Genomic DNA, 23,132 nt, shown 5'->3' with positions numbered 1-23,132 from the left:
ACCGGACAGTACTGTCAACGGTAAAAATACCGCCAGGAGTCGTTACTTACCTATGAACTACCTCATAGCCAGGCTGTGGTAATGGACCCTTGACGGGCTGCCGCTCTTATGAAACAATAGGCAGGCAGATGTAGAATAGCGGCCACGATCAATGTCGTGAAGGGAGGGCAGCGAGGGAGCCAGGTTGCTCATCGGCCCTGGGGCACTCGCATCACTGTTATGCAGACACGTATGCTCGTCGCAACGGTGAGAGATCGCAACGAGCGTATCTCTCGTGATTTACAGCTTCCGGGGGATACGCCTATCGCACAACTGATCCCCCAACTAATTACCACCATGAGCCTTCCCGCGCGAGACCAGCAAGGCAAGCTGCTCCCTTATGCGCTCATCCTGCGCGACAACGGTTATATTTTGCCCGACGATCAAACGCTGATTTCCCTGGGCATTGCGTCGGGGCGCATCCTGCTCCTGGTGGTACCCACCCCCGACGAGCGTCTGCGCTCTACAAAAGTGCGCAGTGTCGTGGCGGCGCCAGCGGCTGCCCCACTTCCCAGTACGGTTGGCGCGGCGGTTGCGGTCGGCGATGCGCCGCTGGCGGGGATTACGTTCAACCGTCCGCCGCGCATCCGCGTTCATTTGCCCGATGAAGAAGTGCTGCTTCCTAAGCCTCCCACGACGCCCTCTGGTAGTCGCAGGCTTGACGTTGTGGCTTTGATCTTCCCAGTCTTTCTCTTTGGTATTCTGGCAGTTCTGCTCCTTGTGGTCATCCCTAAAGTCTTACCACAGCAGAACTTCTTCAGCCCGATCTTTCTGGTGTATATGGGCGTGTTTGCTCTGCTCAACCCGGTCGGGCAAATGCTGAGCTTCTGGGTTGAGCGGCGGCGGATTCGCAAAGAGCAGCGCGAGCAGGAAGAAGATTATCGGCAGCTTCTGGCGAAGCTGCGCTCGAAACTGGACGCGCAGCGCATCGAACAACACCGGGCGCGGCGGGCCTCCTCCCCCAGCGTGCGCAAGCTGCGCAGCCTGGTTGATGAGCGTATCCATCTTTGGGAGCGGCGGCCAGACGATGACGATTTCCTGCACCTGCGCATGGGCAAAACAACGCTGCCCTCCACGGTGAAAGTCAAAGCCCCCGACGCTGGCGATAACTCCGAGCTTCAGAATGAGGCTGAGGCGCTGGCGAAAGAGTTTGAGTACGTGTCCGATGTCCCGATCACTTTGCCATTGCCGCAGCTTGGCTCAGTCGGCGTCACGGGCGCGCGCGGGCCAGTAGTAGACTTTGCCCGCGCGCTGGTCTGCCACCTGGCGGTGCATCATTCGCCCGACGAGGTGCGTATCCTGGGCATCTATCCCTATGAGCAGAGCCGGGAATGGGAATGGCTCAAGTGGATGCCACACACCAATCACTTCAGGCCAGGCGCGCAAAATAAGATGCTGGCCTTTACCCCGGACCAGATCGAAGAACTGCTCAACGAAGTGACGGAGGAGATCGGCAGGCGCGAGGCCCGCAAAGAAGAAGAGAAAGATGGCGGTGAGGTTGAGTCGCAGTTGCCCTACCTGGTCCTGCTGGTTGATGATTATAACCGGGTGCGCGATCATGTCGGGCTTTCGGAAGTGCTGCGTCACGGGCGCGGCCTCAATCTCTCGGCTATTGTGCTGGTGGACAGCCGCCAGGATATTCCTGGCGACTGCGGCGCGATCCTGGAAGTCCCCTCTTACGAGCAGATGATTTATTCCGTTGCCGGAGCGGAGGGCGAAGTCAAGGACCAGATTGCGCCTGATCGCGTGGATCGCGGCACCGGCGAAAACATCGCCCGCAGCCTGGCGCCCATCCGCGTGAGCGGCTCACAAGGCCCAGGCAACATCAAGACCAGCGTGCGCCTGCTGGATTTGCTCAACCTGGAAGCGGCGGATCAACTGGAGCCGCGTACCTGGTGGGGCGAGCAGCCACGCTTTGGCCGCCTGACAGTGCCTATCGGGGAAAAGAGCGGCGGCCCGCTGCTGCTTGATCTGACCGATACCGCGCATGGCCCACATGGGTTGGTGGCGGGAACCACCGGCTCCGGCAAAAGCGAACTGTTGCAGACGCTGATTGCCGCGCTGGCGGTCACACACCATCCGCACCTGATTAACTTTGTGCTGGTTGACTTCAAGGGCGGCAGTGCCTTTAAGGATTTTGAGAATATCCCCCATACCGTCGGTATGGTCAGCGACCTGCATGGCCGCCTGGCAGAGCGGGCGCTGGTTGCGCTCAAAAGCGAACTGAAGCGGCGCGAGCACATTTTGCATGAAGCCAATGCGGTCAATATTACTCAGTACCAGGCGATGCGCGCCCGCGATCCCAACGCGCTGCCGCCTATGCCGAGCCTGCTGATCGTGATTGACGAGTTCGCCGAACTGGCAAAAGAACTCCCTGAGTTCATGGGCGGTCTGATTAGTGTTGTGCAGAAAGGCCGAAGTCTGGGTGTTCACCTGATCCTGGCGACCCAACGCCCCGCGGGCGTTGTCAGCGCCAATATCTGGTCGAACGTAAAGTTCCGTATTTGTCTGCGCGTGGCTTCGGTTGATGACAGCCGCGAGATGCTGGGGCGCTCGGACGCCGCCCTGCTGCCACATAACCTGCCTGGGCGCGGCTATTTCCAGGTCGGGGCAGAGATTTTCGACCAGTTCCAGGTAGCGCGCGTGGCCGGAGCCTACCGGCCAGCCACTCCGCGCGACGCCAAAAAGCAGGCTGAAATCGCCGAACTGACCCGCGCGGGCCACATCCACAATATCGGTTCCGGTAAGTCGGCGCGGGCGGGCGCTGGGGTCGTCACTGATGACCGCAGCGAATTGCAAGTGATGATGACGCAGATGGAGCCATTCAAGGAATCGCTGGGCGCGGCGCTCTTCCGTCCCTGGCCGGACCCTTTGCCTAGTGACCTGACGCTCCCAGATATGTTCCAACTGGCAGGTAAACCAGCCCTCAATGGGACGCGCTGGGAGGCGCGCCCGGCGTTTGGCTGGCTGAACGCGCCTATTGGCTTGCTCGACCTGCCCGCTGAGCAGAAACAAGATGTCTTTATGCTGGACCTGCTGCGCTTTGGCGGCCACGCGCTGATTGCCGGTTCGGCTGGAGTTGGCAAGAGTTTCTTGCTGCGCACCATTACTACTGCGCTGGCGATGACGCATTCGCCCACCGATCTCAATCTCTATCTGATTGATTTCGGTGGGCAGACGTTACGGGTCTTCGAGAAACTGCCCCATGTGGGCGGCGTCTTTAATTCCGCTGATTCGGATCGCATCCGTCGGCTCTTCCGCAAGCTGCGCGGCATCATCGAAGAGCGTAAAGTCCTCTTCCGCGAGCAGCGCGTTGACAGCTTCCTGGCATATCACAATCGCCCCAGCGCGGCCAATCAGCCGCAAAAGCCGCTGCCCGCCATTGTCGTGGTTATTGATAGGTTTGCGGAGTTCCGCGCCGTCCACGAGACCGAGATGCCCGATCTGGTTGCCATCGCCCGCGAGGGCCGAGGTTACGGCATCCATCTGGTCATTGCCGTTGATCGCCCTGGCATCGTACCGAACAATCTGGCCGGAAATCTGGAACTGCGCTATAGCTTGCGACTGGCTGACCCCAACGATTCGCTCATCTTACTTGGTAAAGGCGATGCTACCACGCTCGATCCCAATACACCAGGACGCGGCTTGCGGCGCGGGCGTCGCCTGGAAGAATTCCAGACCGCCCTGCCGGTGGTGGGTGATGGTGATGATGAACAAAGCCAGCAGCTTGAGACGCTGTCGGCGCGGGCGGCCCAGGCATGGAAAGGCACAACGGCAGAATCTATTCAACTGTTGCCCGAATACGTTTCGCTGCCCGACCTGCTTACCCAGGCGCCAACGAATGGGCAGACTCCCAAGACCGAAGGATTGCGCGTTCCCCTTGGCCTGGATGATCTGACGCTCCGGCCCGTGTGGGGCGAACTCAACCCGGACGCCCAGCATTTCCTGATTGCCGGGAGCGCGGGCAGTGGCAAGACCGCTCTGCTGCGCACCTGGCTGCTGGGGCTGGCGCAACGCTATTCGCCCGCCGAGGCGCAGATCATTCTGGTTGACTTGCGCCGCACATCGCGCGCGCTGCGATCTCTGCCACATATGAAGGGATATGTGGAGAATGAGGTGAAGCTGAATGAGGTTCTGGAGGGGTTGAAGAAAGAGTTGACCGAGCGCGCCCAGCGGCTGAGTAGCGGGTCATCCTCGAAGACATCGCCGACGCCCATCGTCCTCGTGATTGATGATTTTGAGTTGGTGGCCGCTTTGCCCAAAAATCCTGGCACAGAATTGAAAGATGTCGCCCGCCAGGCGCGCGACCTTGGCCTGCACGTCATTATCGCAGGCAACAACAACGATATTAGCAAGTCCTTTGATCCGCTGACACAGCAGGCCAAAGCCGTTCGATCAGGCATTGTGCTGAGCGCCGACCCCCAGGAGACCCCCCTTCTGGGCGTGCGGCTGGCCGATTTGCCACCAGGACGGGGCGTCTTCGTCCAGCGCAACAGCCGCAACCTGATGCAAACAGCCTTTCTGGAGCCGGAAGCGGTGGGGGTCTGGCTGGCGCAGATTCGCGGCGGCGGTGTCAGTATCAAAGGGTAAGATTGAAACAAGGGACTATGCAAACCGTTGAGCTTATCAAGCGCAAGCGCGATGGTCACGCGCTCAGCGCGGAAGAGATTGAGCGGCTTGTCCGAGGCTTCACTCAGGGCGAGATTCCCGACTATCAATTCTCCGCGCTGCTCATGGCAATTCTCTGGCGCGGCATGAACGCCCAGGAAACCGCCGACCTGACGCTGGCAATGGCGCGGTCCGGCGAACAGTTGGAGGTTCGCCGGACTATCTCGCCAGTGGTTGATAAGCACAGCACCGGCGGCGTGGGCGATAAAGTCACGCTGGCCGTCGCGCCGCTGGTGGCCGCCTGCGGTTTACCTGTTGCCAAGATGACCGGGCGCGGCCTGGGCCATACTGGCGGCACCGTTGATAAGCTGGAGTCGATCAGTGGCTTTCGGGCGGCGCTCTCGCGCGAGGAGTTCTGGTCCATCCTGCGCGCCCATCAGCTGGTCCTTGCCGGACAGTCGAACGACCTGGTGCCTGCCGATGGCAAGATATACGCGCTGCGCGATGTCACCGGAACGGTTGACAGCATCCCTTTAATCGCTTCCAGCATCATGAGCAAGAAGCTCGCTATTGGCGCTTCGCATCTGCTGTTGGATGTCAAGGTTGGTTCGGGCGCGTTTATGAAGACGATCCCAGACGCAGAGGCGCTGGCGCAGACGATGGTAGAGATCGGCACGCGCGCAGGCGTGCAGACGGCTGCGGTGATCTCGGCGATGGACCAGCCCCTGGGGCAAGCCGTCGGCAACGCCCTGGAACTGAGGGAGGCGATCCACATCCTCCAGGGCAAGGGGCCAGCAGATGTAACTGCCCTCTGCCATCACGAGGTGGCGAGCCTGCTGGAGATGACGGGACTCGCTGCCAACCGAGAAGAGGCCGAGGCCAGCGTGCGTCAGGCCATCAGCACTGGCGCCGCGCTTGATAAACTGGCAGCAGTGATAGAGGCGCAAGGTGGCGACGCGCGTCAGGCGCAAGAACCGGCTTTGCTGCCAGCCGCGCCGATACGGATACCGCTGCCAGCCTCGCGCGCAGGCTATATCGCGGGGATTGATGCCGAGCGCGTCGGGCTGGCAGCCATGAAGCTGGGCGCCGGACGTTTCAAGAAGGGCGATCCTATCGATCACGCCACCGGCCTGCTTCTTTTCGCCAGGATTGGCGATCAGGTGGAGGCTGGACAGCCGCTGCTTGAGATTCACGCGCGCACCGAAGCCCAGGCGCAGGCGATTCAGGCCGAACTTCTCAGCGCCTATGGCTGGAGCGATGAGCCGGTTTCGCCTGGCCCATTGATTTACGGCGAAATCTCCAGCGGGGCAGGCGCTTTTTAGCCAGCCGCTTGTTACGCTGCTCTCAGCCACACGTCGGGCATTTCTGCGAGAGAAATGCCCGACGTGCTTTGCTTCTCGGCAGGTGATGCTGACCGGCAAAATGGCGCTATTTTGTTACAGAGCATTGCTGGTTATGACACAATTCTGACATACATAAAGGCTATACTCAAAGCAAGGCTTTACTCAAGGAGCCGCAACGGAAGAGAGAACGGGAGTGAACTCTCACCATTTGATCATCCATATTCGACACAGAGAGGCGCACATGACTTATCCAGGCAGCAATCAGCAGCTTCTGGCGGCGGGGGGATTCTTTAGCGTTGCTCGCCAGAAGCAGACCTATCTCAACATCCTGTATTTGCTGAGCGCCTTTCCGCTTGGCATCGTGTACTTTGTTCTGCTCATTACCGGGCTATCCATTGGTGTTGGCACACTCATCATCTGGATCGGCATCCCCATCCTGCTGCTGACGATCATCTTGTGGCAAGGTCTCGCCAGTTTCGAGCGCCTGCTGGTCAGGGGCTGGCTCCATGTGCCCATCCCATTTATGAAGGACGCGCGCCTGGCTGGCATGCCCTGGACCAGGCAGTTCATGGCCCGCCTGCGATCCCCAGTGACCTGGACGAGCCTCTTCTATCTTTTCGTGGAGTTCCCTTTTGGTATCTGCTCATTCACCCTGGTCGTCGCGCTGCTGACGGCCTCGCTCAGCCTCATGTTCGGTTGGCTCGCCTATCTGATCAATACCATGATTTATAATGCCATTGGCGGCGGTTACAACTCCTACGAGTTCTTTGTGAAGATCAATGGGCAGATAGAGCCGGGGGCCATCGCCCTGTTCCTGTTCCTGGCGGTGCTGGGCGTCTTTGCCACGCTGGCCTCGCTGCATGTGCTGAACGGCATTGCCTACGCCTGGGGGCTATTCGCCCGTTTGATGCTTGGCCTGCGCAATACCGCCATGCAGCTTGCGGAGGCCAGGGCCATCGCCGCGCAGGAACATGCCAAGGCGGAACGCTCGGAGCAGAGCCGCCGCGAATTAATTGTGAACGTCTCGCATGAACTGCGCACGCCTATCGCCAGCATTCGCGGCCATGTCGAGTCTTTGCTGATGGCACATGAAGATCGGTCTGCCAGCGCATCAACCGGGTCTGGACAACAGGGCTACCTTGAAATCGTTCAGCGGGAAACCGAGCGGTTGAGCGCCCTGGTTGATGACTTACTCTCCCTGGCCCGCGCTGAAGCGGGAGAACTGCGCCTGGACATCACACCCGTTGCTATTGATGAGATTGTCGAGGAGACGTATCAAACGATGGCCCCGCTGGCCCGCCGCGAGCGGCAGGTCACGCTGACGCGCAGCATCCCGCCTGGCCTGCCGCTGGCGCTGGCTGATCGCCAGCGGCTGACGCAGGTGCTGCTCAATCTGGTGCGCAATGCTATCATGTACACGCCCGCAGGCGGCATTGTCTCCATCTCGCTCGAACGGGCCGACAACAACCAGCTTGCGCTGACCGTTGCCGATACCGGCATCGGCATCCCGCCGGAAGACCTGGAACGTGTCTTCGAGCGGTTCTATCGGACCGATGCCTCGCGGGCGCGATCAACCGGCGGCTTTGGCCTGGGGCTGGCAATTGTGCGCGATCTGGTCAACGCGATGGGCGGCTCGATCAGCGCGGAAAGCGCGGTTGGCGAAGGCACCCGTTTTCGCCTGCTGCTGCACGGTGTTCCTTCGGCAGCAGCCCCACAAAGCGAGCGGTAGAGCAGCTTGGGAGAAGCGAGGGCCGTAAGATGGCAACGATTCTGGTCGTTGAGGACGAGCACGACCTCTGTAACTTAATTCGCACCCAGCTTGAGGCCGAGGGCCATACTGTCTATCAGGCGTTCGATGGACTGAACGCCCTGAGTCTGGTGGAAAGACACCCGCCCCAACTGGTGATCCTCGATTGGATGCTTCCCGGCCTGGATGGGCTGGCTGTCTGCCGCCAGATTCGCCAGAACCATCTCATGCCGATTCTGATGCTGACCGCTCGTTCCGAGGAGGTTGATCGCGTGCTGGGGCTGGAGGTCGGCGCTGACGATTACGTCGTCAAGCCCTTTGGTATGCGCGAACTGCTGGCGCGCGTGCGCGCCATCCTGCGCCGTGTGGCCCTGGATAGTCGCATTCACAGCCCGGCGTCGGAGGCGCAGCGCGCCGAAGCAGGCGTCTTACCTCCCGCGCCAGAGCCAATTGTGCATGGCCCCCTCTCTATTGATCTCGCCAGGCACAGCGTCATGATCAACGGCGACGAGGTTGATGTGACGCCGAAAGAGTTTGATCTGCTGGTCCTGCTGGCCTCCCACCCAGGCCGGGCCTTCAGCCGCGAATTTTTACTGGAGCAAATCTGGGGCTACGAGTACGATGGCCTGGACCGCACCGTTGATACGCAGATCACCCGGCTGCGCAAAAAGCTGGGGCCGCTGAGCGAGAAGCTTGTCACCGTCTGGGGAGTCGGCTATCGCTTCATGCTGTAATAGCCTATCCTGGCGCATGCCTGCAACTTAGACTTGCAGCGCCGCCGTCCCTTTGGGAAGGGACGGCGGCGCTGCAAGTGGCTGCTTACTGCAAAGCTACATACGCATCCGCGAGGGCGGAATGCGCATTGATTCGCGGTATTTGGCGACGGTACGACGGGCAACGAACATGCCTCGCTCCTCAAGCAGAGCCGCCAGTTCCTCATCGCTCAGCGGGTGTTTGGGGTCTTCAGAGTCAATCAGTTCGCGCAGCGTATCTTTCGCGCGCAACGAGGCATCAAAGAAATCGTCGAAGGGGATGGTGCGCCCTTCAGGCAGCAAGACAAACTTATTGGCTGTGGCGCGGCTGATGGTTGATTCGTGCAGTTCAACATGCTCCGCCAGTTCCCCGCGAGTCAGGGGGCGCAGAGAGCGAACGCCTTTTTCCAGAAACTCGCGCTGATATTCCACGAGCGCATCGGAGATCTTTTTCAGCGTCTCCCAACGCTGATGAATACATTCGATAAAGAACTGCGCGCGCGAGGTGTACTGGCGGATGTGTTGGCGGTCCTCTTCGCTGCTTTGCGATGGGTCCAGTGTCGTGATCAGATGCCGATACGTCGGGTTCACGCGGAACAAATATTTTTTATTTTCCACCACCTCAGCCTCAAAGCCGGTCTCGGTGCGACGAATGACCACATCTGGACGCACCAGCGTTGTGCGCACACGGCCTCCAGAGAAATTAGCAGCCGAGGGATCGAAGGCGTGCGCCGGATAGGGGTTGAGATTGGTGCGGATAAATTGCCACGCCGTGCGGATATGCGAACTGGGCACATGGGCTTCGCGGGCGATCTCCATAAAATGACGGTCGGCGAGTCGTGGAAGATAATGAGTCACCAGTTGTTCCGCCAGCGGATGCGGCTTGCCCTGCTCGCGGAACCAGCACAACTGAATCAAGAGGCATTCACGTACATCACGCGCGCCGATCCCAATCGGCTCCTGCATCTGGAGCAGGCTCAGCACACGTTGTACGCGCTCAACCTCCACCCGCAGGATACGCGCAACCTCCTCAACGGACGCTCGGATATACCCATGACTATCTAAGCTGCCAATCAGGTATTCAGCGATGGGGAGATCGCCTGGTTCAACAATGGCTTGCATCTGCCAGAGCAGCACTTCTGCAAGCGAGGCCGTATCTTCTACACGAGCCAGCGGATCAAACTCATCTTCGTCACCCCCCACCAGCCCAGGATCAGCGTAGTCATCCCATTCGAGCGCCCCATCAGCCTGGAGGGTACTCACCGTGCCGCCGCAGGTAGGGCAGATGCCGTCTTTCATCTGCGCTCCACAACGCTGGCACTGGCTTAATTCTTCCATCTCAAACGCCGGGTCTTCCAGCATCTCTTGCGCAATTGACTGCTCCAATTCCTCAGCAGAAAGCTGCAAGATTTTGATGGAGGCGATCAGTTTGGCAGAGATATTGAGCGTCGGCTGTTGCGAAGGAGTCTGACTCTGTTCTAGATACATCGGATTCTTCTCCCATCTGATTGCCGTCTTCCGAATCGCGGTTGCAGATACTCACAGAAGCATCATGAGAGATTGTCCCCGTTTCCAGAATGAGAGATCGCCCAACTTCGAGTATAGCAAATAAGAGCAGCCCGCGCCAGCCCATCCGAGAAAAGGCGCTGTCTACAATTCTACCATTGCTCCCCATTCAGGCGCACAGGGACAAGCCTGAACACCCCCACTGTTCAGGCATCCTTCCCCATAGAGCAAACAGCGTGCCAAAAAATGGCCGAAGAGAGGAGATTTGAGAGGGCAGATCACTATCTCTGGCTACAGCCAGCCGCTGGCCTGCAACGCGAGCCGGGCGGCTTCCTGTTCGGCGCTTTGTTTGTTGCGGCCCTGCCCTCGACCAGCAACCTCATTGCCAAGCAGTGCTTCAACCGTATATTGGCGGTGATGCGCCGGTCCCTCCTCAGCCACAATGCGATAGCTGGGAGTAATCCCAAGATGCTCCTGCGCCAGTTCTTGCAGCAGCGACTTATCATCTTTCAAGCGTCCGGCAGCAATCACGCGCTCCGCTTCTTGCTCCAGCAGGGGCAGCAAAAACTGACGGACGGCTTCCAGGCCGCCATCCAGATAGAGCGCGCCCAGCAGCGCCTCAAATGCGGCGGCCAGCAGCGGATCGCGGCGGCGGCCTCCGCTGCGCTGCTCGCCCCTGCCCATGCGCAGATGGTCGCCCAGGCGCACGCGGCGGGCGAAATCAGCCAGCGTGGGCGCTTTCACCAGAGCGGCGCGGGCATCGGTGAGTTCGCCTTCGCTGAGGGTCGGATGAGCGCGGAAAAGATACTCCGCGCTGAGAAAGCCCAGGATGGCATCACCCAGAAACTCCAGGCGCTCGTTGGGGGCAAGGCTCTGGTTGGGCGTCTCAAACACATAGGAGCGGTGCGTGAGCGCCTCCAGCAAAAGCTGTCGCTGCTGAAAGCGCCAACCAAGGCTCTGCTCAAGCGGATGCCAATCGGCATGCCCAGGGACAGAGGCACTATCCACAGTGGCCTCAACTGCGGGGCCAGCCTCTGATGCTTCAGGTGTATCAGCAGCTTTGCGCTGCTGGTCGGCAGACATGCAGAGCGTTCCTCTCTCCCAGGTTGATGTCTCTCAGATTGGCAAGCGCCTCCAGCCCTCAGACCACCTCGATACCCGCGCCAGCCGTCACCTCGCCAATCAGCCAGCAGGGCAGGCCAGCTTCCTCAAAGCGTTCGCGCAGCGTCGGCCAGGCGGCTGACTCGATGGCAGCGAGCAAGCCGCCGGAGGTCTGCGGGTCGAAGAGCAGGCTGCGCTCAGGCTCCCCCAGATCATCGGCCAGACGGATATGCTCGTTCAGAAACTCTTCGTTGCGGCCAGTGCCGCCAGGCACACAGCCGGCTTCGGCGCAGCGCCTGGCCCCCGGCAGCCAGGGCAGGCCCGCCCACTCAAAGCGCATGCCACCCTCGCTTTGCAGCGACATTTCCCAGGCGTGGCCCAGCAGCCCAAAGCCGGAAATATCGGTGCAGGCATGGACTTCAGACACACGCAGCAGGCGCGAGGCGTCGCGGTTCAGTCTGGTCATGCTGGCAATGGCCGCCTGAAGGTCGGCGTCATCAACCTGATCGCGCTTGTGAGCCGTCGTAATGACGCCGGTTCCCAGCGGCTTCGTCAAGATCAAGACATCACCAATCCTGGCGTGACCCTTCGTAAGAATATGCTGCGGATGCACTACGCCAGTCACCGCCAGACCATATTTCGGCTCTTTATCCGTGACCGTATGCCCGCCAGCGATGACGCCCCCCGCCTCGGCCACTTTATCACTCCCACCGCGCAATATCTCGCTGAGAATCTCCGGCTCAAGTGTATCGGGAAAAGCCACCAGATTGAGGGCAAACAGCACCTCACCACCCATCGCATAGACATCGCTCATCGCGTTGGCTGCGGCAATCGCGCCAAACGCATAGGGATCATCTACGACGGGTGGGAAAAAGTCAGCCGTACTCACCACCGCCTGCTCATCGTTCAAGCGATAAACCGCCGCATCGTCAATGCTGGCAAGGCCGACGAGCAGATCGGGGTGGTTATGTTCCACCGCCTGGGTGAGTGGACGCAGCACGTGCGCCAGGGCCGAAGGCCCCATCTTAGACGCTCAACCAGCGCAGCTAGCGAGCGACGTAAGGCGAATCTGCCTGCCGGTGCTCATCAAAGCCTCCCAAACTCTTGACCATGCTGAGGGATTCCTCGTATTTCTTCATTGGGCATCTTTGATTGTAGTCTGCACAAACGCGGCGCGTCAACGCAGCGAAAAATAACGGTTCCACCACCTATCGGAGTCACCACTTGTAGCGCCGCCATCTTGGCGGCCACCGCTGCGCCAGAGCCACCGCTTGCCCTTCATGCCAACGTACCGGCAGGCCAGCGTTGAGCCGCCTGGAAGGCGGCGCTACAGGTAGCACGCCTCGCTTGTCAGTATCCCATGTTTACTAGTACCAAAGATCACGGGGCGATAGATAATGATAGACTATGAACTGCTGCTGATCGCCTTTCATCGCCAGCGCCTGACGAATGCGCTCTGCCAGGGCTGCCATCTCTTCATCAGGCAGTTCAAGTATTCCTCTCGAAAGCGTGAGCGCCTCCAATTGCTGCTCCTCATACGGGACACCAGGAGGCAGCGGGGCGATATGCCAGTGAACGTGCCGATTGCCTTGCTGGCTCCCCAACGAAAGCACGTACATCCGCTCGGTTGGGACAACCTGCCTGATCGCTTCGGCAGCGTGGTAGATGACTCGCTGGAGGCCAAGGTACTCATCCAAAGGGAAATCGCCTGTCACCTGCTCTCGATGCGCTTTCGGGGCCACCAGCGTGTAGCCATACAACATAGGGTACTTGTTAAGAAAGGCTACAGCAGCGGCATCCTCGTAAATGATGTGGTGGCGATACTGCGGGTTCCCCGCGAGCATTTCGCAAATAAAACAGGGTCCATTGCGACTACGCTCAACATAGCTGGCTATATCAAAGGGCTGGTAAGGCTGGCGCATCGCATTGCATCTCCTTTACAGAAAACAGCTCAGCAGCTTAGACGGCTTATCCAGGTAGCAGACGGCAAAAAAACGCAGACTCCTCCTCAAGACCAGACCACCTTCCGGGAGAAGACTACCCCATGCTCAAGCAGATCAGCAAACCATGCTATAATGCCAGCGTTGGGGGCAGCGATTGAACGCAGATGCTGCTCCTCTGCAACGCTTCGCTCCTCATCTTTCAGTCCTTTGATACACAGGAGGAATAAGCGGCCATGCGCCGAATCGCAATCCTGGCCGAAGGTCATTTTCACTGGCAGGGCGCTAAAACAGCGGTAGGCATGATTCGTTATGGGCAGGATCAGGTCGTTGCCGTTCTGGACAGCACGAAAGCCGGGCAAGATACCGCGCAGGTGCTGGGTAACGGCGTTGGGGCGGGTATCCCCATCGTGCGGGATGTCGGCGAAGCCCTGAAGTATCGGCCTGATACCCTCTTGATCGGTATCGCCCCCATTGGGGGTCGGCTGCCGGACCCCTGGCGGGGGCAGGTGTTGCAGGCGCTCAACGCTGGCCTGCACATCATCAGCGGCCTGCACGAGTTTCTGGATGACGACCCCGAACTGCACGAAGCAGCCGAGCGGCATCACGCGCATATCTGGGATGTGCGCCGCCCTCCGGCTGATCGCGCCATGCTGATCGCCAGGTACACGCCACACCGCCCAGGGAGCCATACCGTCTATGTGGCCGGAAGCGATTGCAACGTGGGCAAGATGACCACCGCGTTGGAACTGGACCGCGAGGCGCAGCGGCGCGGCCTCTCGTCGGGGTTTGCCGCCACCGGCCAGACGGGTATCATGATTTCTGGCCGGGGCGTGCCGGTGGATCGCTTGATCAGCGACTTCACTGCTGGCGGCGTGGAGGCGCTGACGCTGGAGTTCACCCAGGAATACGAATGGGTCTTCGTCGAGGGCCAGGGTTCTCTGATTCATCCGGCCTATTCGCCGGTCACGCTGGGGCTGCTGCATGGGGCGATGCCCGATATGATGATCCTCTGCTATGAGCCGGGCAGGACGCATATCAAATCTTACAGCGTTCCCATTCCGCCACTGCCGCGCGTGATTGAAATCTACGAACAGGCTATCGGCTGGCTGCGAGCCGCGCCAGTGGTGGGCATCGCGCTGAATACGTATGAACTCGATGAGGCCAGCGCGCTCGACGAGATGCGCCGGGCCGAAGCAGAAACCGGGCTGCCAGCAACCGACTGTGTACGCTTCGGCGCGGGCAAACTGATTGACGCCCTTTTAGAGCGGGCAAAAAACCAGGCAAAAACCTCATGACAAAAAAACTGATGGGGGAAAAGACCATGCTCAAACTCGAAACCGCCCTCATGAGCTTGAAGCTGACCGAGCCGTTTCGCATCTCGCGGGGCGTGCAGCATTTCACGCAGCAGGTCGTCGTACATCTCCATGGTCCGGGCCAGGTCGGGCTTGGCGAAGCCGCCCCTTCGTCTTTCTACGGCGAAAATCAAGAGACCGTTCTTGCCTGTCTGGCTACATATGCGGAGCATCTAGGGGATGATCCATTTGCGCTGGAAGAAATACTCACCGGGCTGGAGAACGTTATCCATCGCAACGCCGCTGCCAGAGCCGCCGTAGATATGGCGCTGTACGATCTGGTCGGCAAGCTGCTGGGCGTGCCGGTCTATAAGCTGCTCGGCGTGAATCCGGCGAAGACACCCTGCACCTCTTTTACGATTGGGCTGGATACACCCGCAGAGATGGCTCGTAAAGCCGAGCAGGCCAAAGATTTCCCGATCCTCAAGGTCAAGCTGGGTTCGCGCCAGGACTTAGATTGCATCAAAGCCATTCGGGATGTCTCAAACGCCACTATTCGCGTTGATGCCAACACAGGCTGGACGTTGAAAGAAGCCATTAAACTGATCGAGGCGTTGGAGCCGTATCAGATTGAGTTCGTTGAACAGCCGTTGCCGCCAAGCGATCTGGAGGGGCTGCGCCTGCTGCGCGAACACAGTCCTCTGCCTATCTTTGCCGATGAAAGCTGCGTGACGCTCGAAGATATTCCGCGCGTGGTGGGCTGCGTTGATGGGATTAACATCAAGCTGATGAAATGCGGCGGCATCAGGCAGGCGCTCAAGATGATTCATGCCGCTCGCGCCCACCATTTGCAGATTATGCTGGGCTGCATGATCGAGAGTTCGCTGGCTATTACCGCTGCTGCGCACCTCAGCCCGCTCGTTGACTACGCCGATCTAGACGGGCATCTCCTGGTTGATAACGACCCCTATCAGGGTGTACAGGTCGAGACGGGCAAGCTGGTATTGCCCGCCGGACCAGGATTGGGAGTCTTACCAACTCCGGCTATACACTCGCTCTAGCGCCGCCCGGAAGGTGGCGCTGCAAGTGGCAACCAGCAACATACCGTTAAAACAATCGGGGCAGTTTCTCGCCTGAGAAGCTGCCCCGGCTTTGTTCAGCAGTGGCATCTGAAGCAGAGACACCTGCTTCCCTCCCATGTTAAAATAAGGTAAACCAATTGTTAAATATTGAGGTAATCGCAATCCATGCAAACCTTCATTCAAGACCTGCTCAGCTTCAACGGCGCTTTGTTCACAACTATCCATGCTCCAGCCGGGCATACCGCGCTGCTGGACACCCTCATGCCGATCCTGGCAAATGATGTGATCTATCTGTTTGGACTCTTGATTATCTTCCTGTGGTGGACTCCCGGCGGCAAAAGTTCCGCCGCCAGGGCTGAGCGCAGCATAAGTCGTGAAGCCGTCGTCTGGACGATAGCAGCCTTCGTGCTGGCGCTCTTGTTGAATATAGCCCTGGGCGCGCTGCTGCCTGAGCCGCGCCCTTTTATCTCCTTTCACTTCACGCCCTTGATTACACACTCGGCAGACGCCTCGTTCCCCAGCGACCACACCGCCGCGAGTTTTGCCATCGCGGGCATCTTGCTCATCCGTTTCTTCATGACCTTTCGTAGAGCCGCGCCGCCAGTTCTGCCACAGTCCATGAACCGCCCACAGGGCGTCGGCGGGCCAGTGGTTTCCGGGCTGCGCTGGAAAACGGGTCTGCTGGCGGCGGTTGGGCTAGCGATGGCAATCGCTATCGGATACGCGCGGGTTTATGTCGGGGTGCATTACCCACTGGACATTATCGGCGGCGCCATTGTCGGGCTGCTGGCTGCTTTGATTGTCACTCTGGCGCGTGGGCTGCTCAGACCAGTGGCGCGAGCAGTAGAGGGCGGAGCGCACCTCGTGCACCTCGCCTGAACACCCCTGGCTTCTCCCTTCTTGCGTCGTCAGGAGAGGCAGTGTACAATACTATTCATAACCTGGCATAGCGCGGCATTGCAGAGTGTGCCGCGCTTACACTTTTCTGCCCTGCTGACGCTCGTAAGTTTACCATGTCCATAGGTTCACTATGTCCAAAGGAGGAAGCGCGATGAAAGCGGTCGTGATGGCCGGCGGCGAGGGATCTCGCCTGCGCCCGTTAACCGTGGCAAGGCCCAAGCCAATGGTGCCGATTGTGGGCAGGCCAGTAATGGAGCATATTCTCCATCTGCTGAAAGCACACGGCATTACGGATGTGGTCGTCACGGTCCAATATCTGGCGAACAATATTGAAGATTATTTTGGGGACGGCTCTCAGTTCGGCATGAATATCGCTTACTCGCGTGAAGAAGTGCCTCTGGGTACAGCGGGCAGCGTCAAAAATGCCGAAGAACTGCTCGACGAGCCGTTCATCGTCATCAGCGGCGATGCGCTGACGGACTTCAACCTCACTGATATTATTGACTACCACCTTGAGAAGAAGGCGCTGGCAACGCTGACCCTGGCGCATGTCTCCAATCCGCTTGAATATGGCGTCATCATCACCAATGATGAAGGACACATCACGCAGTTTCTGGAGAAGCCAAGCTGGGGCGAAGTCTTCAGCGATACCATCAATACGGGCGTCTATGTGCTGGACCCCAAGATTTTCTCGTATTTCGAGAAAGGCAAGCCCTTCGACTTCAGCCAGGAACTTTTCCCTCTGATGCTGAAGAATGGCGATCCCCTCTATGGCTATATTGCACAGGGCTACTGGTGCGATGTTGGCAATCTGGGCGAGTACATGAAAGCCAACGGCGATGTCTTGCAGGGACAGGTGCAGGTCCAGATTCCAGGTAAAGACCTGGGGGGCGGTATCTGGGCCGAAGAAGGCGTCGAAATTGCGCCGGATGCGCAGCTTTATGGCCCGCTTTTCCTGGGCCACGACTGCAAGATCAAAAGCGGCGTCATCATTCACGGCCCCAGCAGCATTGGGCATTACAGCATCATAGATGACCGCGCTCAGGTGGACCGCAGCATCGTCTGGAACAATTCCTATGTTGGCGAGCGGGCTGAATTGCGCGGGGCCATCGTTGGCTCATCCACCAGCGTCAAGAGCAAGGCAGTGATGTTTGAGGGGGCGGTTGTCGGGGATAACTCGGTCATTCAGGAAAGCTCGATCATTCAGCCAGGCGTCAAAATCTGGCCGAACAAAGAGATTGAAACCGGGGCCGTCGTCACGTCGAGCGTGATCTGGGGTTCGCAGGGGCGGCGCGGCCTCTTCGGGCGCTATGGCGTCACCGGCCTGGTGAACGTTGACATTACGCCGGAGTTCGCCGCCAAGCTCGGCGCAGCCTACGGCGCGATTTTGCCCAAGGGTTCCTGGGTCTGCGTGAACCGCGACGCCCATCGCACGCCGCGCATGATCAAGCGTGCGGTCATCTCTGGCTTACCCTCAGCGGGCTGCCACGTAAACGACCTGGAATCAGTGCCGGTGCCAGTCGCGCGCTATTACGTGCGCACCACCAACGCGGCGGGCGGTGTGCATATTCGCCTCTCGCCTTACGACCCGCGTGTACTGGACATCAAATTCTTCGACCAGCATGGGCTGGATATTAACAAGCCCACCGAGCGCAAGATCGAGAATCTCTTTTTCCGCGAGGATTTCCGCCGCGTCTATCTGGATGATATTGGCATCATCCAATACGCGCCAGAGGTCATCAAACGCTACACAACCGGCTTCCTCAATGTCGTCAATGCCGAGACCACCCAAAAGCGTGGCTATCGTATTGTCGTTGATTACGGGCATGGCAGCAGCGTGCTGGTGCTGCCACCCATTTTCAACACGCTGGGCTGCGACGTGATCGCTCTCAACTCCAGCCGCGACGAGGCCAAGTTCTCGCGCACAGCCGAAGAGTTTGAGCGCGATATGACCGTCCTGGCCTCGATCACCTCCACGCTCAATGCCGATCTGGGCGTGCGACTGGATACCGGCGGCGAGCGCATCTATGTCGTTGATAATCGCGGGCGCGTGTTGGACGGCGGCAGGCTGCTGGCCTCCTTTACCGATCTGATGACCCGATCAGAGCAGGGGGGCATCGTCTCTGCCCCGGTGACAGTGCCCAGCGCCATCGAGCAGGTGGCCCAGCGCAACGGCGGGCAGCTATTGCCTACTAAAGTCATGTCGCACGCCCTGATGAGCGCCGCAGCGCGGGATAACGTGGTGCTGGTTGGCGACGGTGATGGCGGCTTTGTCATTCCGGCTCTGCAACCGGCTTTTGACGGCATGCTGGCTGTCGCCAAAATACTGGAACTGCTGGCAACCTATGATGTCAAGCTCTCCGAGGTCGTAGATGACCTGCCGCCCTATTATCTGATTCGCACCAAAGTCGCCTGCCCCTGGGAATACAAGGGCCGGGTGATGCGTATCCTGAGCGAACAATATCGAGAGCGCCGCCAGAAGCCCATTGATGGCATCAAGATCGACCTGGGCGAAGAATGGGTACTGGTCTTGCCCGACGCTGATCGGCCTCTCTTCCACGTTCTGGCCGAGTCGCGCTCGCGCGATTCCGCTCAAGCCCTGGCAGACAAATACGCGCGGGTAGTCAGCGGCTTACAACATTGAGTAATACCATCCGCAAGCCACAGCGCGCCTGACAAACAGGAGGGCGAGCGCGTGCGGCCCTCTTCCCGCACGCGCTCGCCCTCCTGTTTGTTTTCAGGCAGAGAGAGCAGCCCTGAAGTCCTGTGTGTGATGCCAACAGCCGCGCCCTTCGTTATACACAGAGGAGTATTTCGGCGAATCGGTTTCCAGGCTTACTGCGCTGACGGGCGCGGCAGGCGTAGAAACTGTTTATATCAACGGAGGTGGCGCTCATGCCTGAGCAGGTCTATCCGGCATGGCGGCGGCTATTTGCGCCGCTCCTCTCCATAGCTCTCATTCTGAGCATTTCCAGCATCCTGGCCCTGACGCTGGCATTGGGCGCGCCGATGCTTCTCGGAAATACGCCGCTCGCGCGCGCCTGCGGCCTGGCAAACACGCCTACGATGATCGCCAATACTGATCCAGCCATCCCGACACCAATCACCCCAGGCTCCGACCCGAACCAGCCGGTTGGCTTCTTTCCTGGGGCTTATTACCGCGCCCAAAGCATCGCCTTCACCGAAGACCTCTCAAGCGTACCCAACGCTCCAACGAAAAGCAGCATCCAATTCCGCTGGGATTTTGGCGATGGAAGCTCTTTCGCCTCTGGCGCAGAGCCAAAGCATACCTTTCAACGCGCTGGCGCCTTTGCGATTCGCGTCACCACCTATGACAGCGTGACCAAGAGTTGGGTGGATTTCGACAGCGCCACCATCACGGTGCTTGCTCAACCCTTCAGCACGCCACCCATTGCCAAAGCCACCGCAGATAAATCGCTGGTAGCGATCAACGATACCGTCACCTTCGATGCCAGCGGCTCAAAAGCACTGGTCGGCTCAACGCTCTCCTATGAATGGAACTTTGGAGACGCCACGCCAGACGGTCTGGGGCCGCGTGTAACCCACGCCTTCACGATCCCTGGCCGGGCGCTGGTCACGCTGATCGTCACCGACAGCCGCAGCGCGGAAAGCACCGCCGTCGTACCTGTTACCGTCGCGGTCTCGATCCCCCAGGTACACCTTCAAGTCTCAACCACCACAGCCCGGCCTGGGCAGACGATTGCCTTTGACGCATCGCAGGTGCAGGTGAACGCTGGTGATGCGATTACAAAGTATATCTGGGACTTTGGCGACCAGACGCCAAAACAAACAACCACCGCCGGTACCACCACCCACAGTTATGCTAAAGTGGGACAATATCATATGCAGGTCCAGGCCATTGACCTGCAAGACATACCTGGAACGGCAACAGCCGTCCTGACCATTCAGACGGCACAGAGCAACGAAACCGGCAAGGGGTCATCGGTTTCCTTTACCCTCATCGGGTTGGGACTGTTGATCGTGCTGGCGATTGGGGGTCTGTTCATCACGGCGATCTGGCGACGGCGGCCAGCGCCAGCCGTTCAGGGGCGCAGAACTGCCGGGCGAGGCGCGGCCCAGCGGCAAAGGGCCGCCGGAAGAAAGCCCCCAACTGGCCGACGACCACAACCGGGTCGGCCATCGCCAGACCCGCGCCCATCCATGACGGCGCCAGCCCAACGGAGCGAGCGGCCCATGCCTGACCAGGATGGGGACAGCCCCGACCGATTCCTCAGAGACTGAGGGTCATCAGCCATGCGCGTCTGGCGTCTTTTCCTCAACTGGAGGGACGGAGAGGGTGCGTTCGCGCTCATAGATCACCATTCCTGGGCCGCCGCCCTTCATATGGCGGACATAACGCTGCTGGGTATAGTCAACCGGCACAGTGGTGTTCCCGCGCGCCTGGCTATAGTAGGCCGCGAGGCGGGCAGCTTCTTCCAACGTCCGACGAGGCACCTCGCGCCCACCCGATTTAATAATGACATGCGCCCCCGGCACGCCGCGAGCGTGCAGCCACAGGTCATTGCCGCCTGCCTCGCGGAAGGTCACTTCCTCATTCTGGCGGCTGTTCTTGCCCACCAGCAGCAGAAAGCCATCCCCCGATTGCCGCCGCAGCGCCGCGCTCGCGCTATCCTGCCTGCTCCCCTTTTGACCTTTAGCGCCTTTGCCACCCTTGCCCTTGCCCCCCTTCTGATTACCTGTCTGACGCTCGCGTTTGCCGCGCAGATAGCCTGCCGCTGCCACTTCGGCCCGCACTTGGGCAACCTCCGCCGGAGTTTCCGCCAGCAGCAAGTCGGCGCCAAACTGCTCCAACTGCGCCAGTTCCACCCGGTTGCGCACAATCTGCTCAGGAATCTGCTGACCGGCGCGGCGCAGCTTGTGATAGCGAGCAAAACGCTGGTTTGCGTTCTCCACTCCGCTGGCGCGCGGGTCCAGGGCAATCGTCATCATTTCAGGCGTGTCGCTCGGATCGAAGGGATTCTCGATCACCAGGCTGGTCTGCCCTGGTGCAAGCTGCTGCCCAAACGCCAGCAGCGCCTCCCCTTCCAGGCGCAAACGCTCGCCCGCCTGCGTCTCCGCCAGATCATGTTTGAGAAGTTCCGCTTTGCGCAGACAGCGATCTCGATGGGTCTGTAACGCCCGCGCCACATCGGCTTTCGCGCTCTGCAACGCATCGCGCCATTCCGCGCCGCGATACCAGTTATCAAGCAGATCGTTGACGCGCGCAAAAGAACGGCGCGGCCAGCCGCTGTATTGTCGCAAATCATAGACAGCAAACGCCGCTGGCGCGTGGGTATCAGGTCTTTCGACTACTACTGGCTGCCACTGGCGGCTCTCCATCAACGCGGCCAGATCACGGGCCTGCTCGGCAACGCGCTCCCAGGGAATATCGGCCTGCGCAGGCGCTTCGCTCGCTCCCAGCGTTCGATAGACCACCTCGCGCGCCAGCAGCGGGCTGAAGCCCATCACCTGCTCCGTCAAGACCTGCCAGAGACGCGGGGCCGCGTCTCCAGGATTCTTGCTGCCGCCCTCGGCCCCCAGCCGCAGAGCAGCGCCGGTCAATGATCCAGGGTCTAAACGGGGTACGCGCTGGCCGTTGAGCAGACGCTGCTGCGGAGGGGGATACTTATACGGCTCATGCGGCGCAATCACCCGATAGCGATTCACCTCTGGCCCGATCTGTTTCAGGCTGCCCAGGATAACACCGGACGCGTCGCGCAGAAGGATGTTGCTTAATCGTCCCATAACTTCTATAATAAGCCACACTAGAGACGATGGAGCCTCGTGCTGGCCCGCGCTTGAGCGACGACCGAAACCAATCTCAACCAGCCGCTCCCAGCGCGGCTGCTGCACAGCCTCAACGCGACAGCCTTCCAGGTGTTTGCGCAGGAGCATGACAAACGGCGGAGGGTCTGTCACAAGCTTTCTCGGCTTTTCAGAGGTCAGATGCAGCCGGGCAAGCTGGGGATGAGCAGAGAGAGAGAGCCAGGGACTGCGCGAGCCTGTCCAGCATTGAATGGCGATAGAATGGGGTGTCGGCTGAATCACATCTTCAACGCGCGCGCCATTAATAAGCGTCTGAAGCTCATCGGCTATTGCATAGAGCGTCAAAGCATCAACATACATGGTATTCTGACCTCACCGCTGAAGGATAGCACACGCTCACGGAGAAGGATTGATGACCAGCCAGCCTGAAGTTACCCCTGGCCTGCTTTTTGTTCTCTCGGCCCCCTCTGGAACAGGGAAAGATACCGTCATTCGCCGCTTGAGGGAGCAGGGGCTGCCCATCCATGTTATCGTCACCGTGACCACTCGCCCCCCACGACGTGGCGAGATTGACGGCGTTCATTACTCTTTTGTGTCGCGGGATGAATATGACCGCATGCTGGCACATGATGAACTGTTAGAGCATGCGGAGGTGCATGGCAATTGGTACGGCGTGCCGCGCCGACCTGTGCGCAAATGGCTGGCGGCTGGCGAAGATGTTCTCCTCAAGATTGATGTCCAGGGGGCAGCTACGGTGCGCAAGAAAGTCCCCCAGGCTATTTTTATCTTCCTGACCCCCCAAACGATCAGCGAGTTACAGCACCGTTTGCATTCCCGCCGGAGCGAGACAGAAGCCGAGCGCGCCCGGCGTCTGTCCGACGCCTCGTATGAACTGGCCCAGCAGGAATGGTACGATTACCGCGTGGTAAATCGCCAGGGGCATCTCGACGAAGCGGTAGAGAAGGTCAAAGCCATCATCACCGCCGAGCATTGTCGCGTCCATTTGCGCCACACGCAGGTATAGCCCTGCCG

Annotated in this window: 15 protein-coding genes; 10 read left to right on the top strand and 5 right to left on the bottom strand. The window is 59.6% G+C overall.

The annotated features are described in order from the left end of the window. Window positions 1-231: 231 nt before the first annotated feature. The 4 genes from essC to VH599_07730 all read left to right on the top strand — a co-directional run bounded on the left by essC (window position 232) and on the right by VH599_07730 (window position 8,471). A complete protein-coding gene (gene essC, locus VH599_07745; GenBank protein HEY7348201.1) occupies window positions 232-4,629 on the top strand; it encodes a type VII secretion protein EssC in 4,398 nt (1,465 codons plus the stop codon). Between the two features lie 17 nt (window positions 4,630-4,646). Next, window positions 4,647-5,969, top strand: coding sequence for a thymidine phosphorylase (locus VH599_07740; protein ID HEY7348200.1), 1,323 nt, complete (start codon window positions 4,647-4,649; stop codon window positions 5,967-5,969). 262 nt (window positions 5,970-6,231) lie between these two features. Beyond that, window positions 6,232-7,719 carry a sensor domain-containing protein gene (locus tag VH599_07735; GenBank protein HEY7348199.1) on the top strand — a complete coding sequence of 496 codons (1,488 nt, stop codon included), beginning with the start codon at window positions 6,232-6,234 and terminating at the stop codon, window positions 7,717-7,719. Window positions 7,720-7,748: 29 nt separating this feature from the next. Next, on the top strand, window positions 7,749-8,471 hold the full coding sequence (locus tag VH599_07730) for a response regulator transcription factor (GenBank protein HEY7348198.1): 723 nt from the start codon (window positions 7,749-7,751) through the stop codon (window positions 8,469-8,471). A gap of 96 nt (window positions 8,472-8,567) precedes the next feature. Here the strand turns inward: VH599_07730 and rpoN are convergent, their stop codons facing one another. From rpoN to VH599_07710, 4 genes are all read right to left on the bottom strand, one after another. Further along, window positions 8,568-9,977, bottom strand: a complete 1,410-nt coding sequence (gene rpoN, locus VH599_07725; GenBank protein ID HEY7348197.1) for an RNA polymerase factor sigma-54 — start codon at window positions 9,975-9,977, stop codon at window positions 8,568-8,570. 309 nt (window positions 9,978-10,286) lie between these two features. Next, window positions 10,287-11,078 (bottom strand): ribonuclease III, encoded by a 792-nt coding sequence (gene rnc, locus VH599_07720; GenBank protein HEY7348196.1) that lies wholly within the window; start codon window positions 11,076-11,078, stop codon window positions 10,287-10,289. 58 nt (window positions 11,079-11,136) lie between these two features. Further along, window positions 11,137-12,183 (bottom strand): selenide, water dikinase SelD, encoded by a 1,047-nt coding sequence (gene selD, locus VH599_07715; protein HEY7348195.1) that lies wholly within the window; start codon window positions 12,181-12,183, stop codon window positions 11,137-11,139. A gap of 280 nt (window positions 12,184-12,463) precedes the next feature. Then, window positions 12,464-13,018, bottom strand: a complete 555-nt coding sequence (locus tag VH599_07710; GenBank protein HEY7348194.1) for an HIT family protein — start codon at window positions 13,016-13,018, stop codon at window positions 12,464-12,466. A 254-nt stretch (window positions 13,019-13,272) separates the two neighbouring features. On the opposite strand from VH599_07710, the gene VH599_07705 reads away from it, so the two are divergent. The 5 genes from VH599_07705 to VH599_07685 all read left to right on the top strand — a co-directional run bounded on the left by VH599_07705 (window position 13,273) and on the right by VH599_07685 (window position 20,576). Next, window positions 13,273-14,334 (top strand): DUF1611 domain-containing protein, encoded by a 1,062-nt coding sequence (locus VH599_07705; GenBank protein ID HEY7348193.1) that lies wholly within the window; start codon window positions 13,273-13,275, stop codon window positions 14,332-14,334. Continuing rightward, the gene (locus VH599_07700; protein HEY7348192.1) at window positions 14,331-15,392 is read left to right on the top strand and encodes a dipeptide epimerase; all 1,062 of its coding nucleotides are present in this window, start codon (window positions 14,331-14,333) and stop codon (window positions 15,390-15,392) included. Before VH599_07705 ends, VH599_07700 begins: the two co-directional genes overlap by 4 nt. A 186-nt stretch (window positions 15,393-15,578) precedes the next feature. Further along, a complete protein-coding gene (locus VH599_07695; GenBank protein ID HEY7348191.1) occupies window positions 15,579-16,292 on the top strand; it encodes a phosphatase PAP2 family protein in 714 nt (237 codons plus the stop codon). Window positions 16,293-16,464: 172 nt separating this feature from the next. Next, window positions 16,465-18,957: a mannose-1-phosphate guanyltransferase gene (locus VH599_07690; protein HEY7348190.1), complete on the top strand. Its 2,493-nt coding sequence runs from the start codon at window positions 16,465-16,467 to the stop codon at window positions 18,955-18,957. A gap of 251 nt (window positions 18,958-19,208) precedes the next feature. Then, complete coding sequence (locus VH599_07685) at window positions 19,209-20,576, top strand: PKD domain-containing protein (GenBank protein ID HEY7348189.1); 1,368 nt, start codon at window positions 19,209-19,211, stop codon at window positions 20,574-20,576. 6 nt (window positions 20,577-20,582) lie between these two features. On the opposite strand, the gene VH599_07680 is transcribed toward VH599_07685, so the two are convergent. Beyond that, entirely contained in the window at window positions 20,583-22,460 is a 1,878-nt protein-coding gene (locus VH599_07680; GenBank protein HEY7348188.1) for an NFACT RNA binding domain-containing protein, read from the bottom strand. A gap of 52 nt (window positions 22,461-22,512) precedes the next feature. On the opposite strand from VH599_07680, the gene gmk reads away from it, so the two are divergent. Continuing rightward, window positions 22,513-23,124: a guanylate kinase gene (gene gmk, locus VH599_07675; GenBank protein ID HEY7348187.1), complete on the top strand. Its 612-nt coding sequence runs from the start codon at window positions 22,513-22,515 to the stop codon at window positions 23,122-23,124. Window positions 23,125-23,132 lie beyond the last annotated feature (8 nt).

It is taken from the genome of Ktedonobacterales bacterium (assembly GCA_036557285.1).
In the GTDB taxonomy this organism is placed as follows: domain Bacteria; phylum Chloroflexota; class Ktedonobacteria; order Ktedonobacterales; family DATBGS01; genus DATBHW01.
The sequence above is the reverse complement of the archived record's forward strand: the minus strand, read 5'-3'. Positions and strand labels throughout refer to the sequence as shown.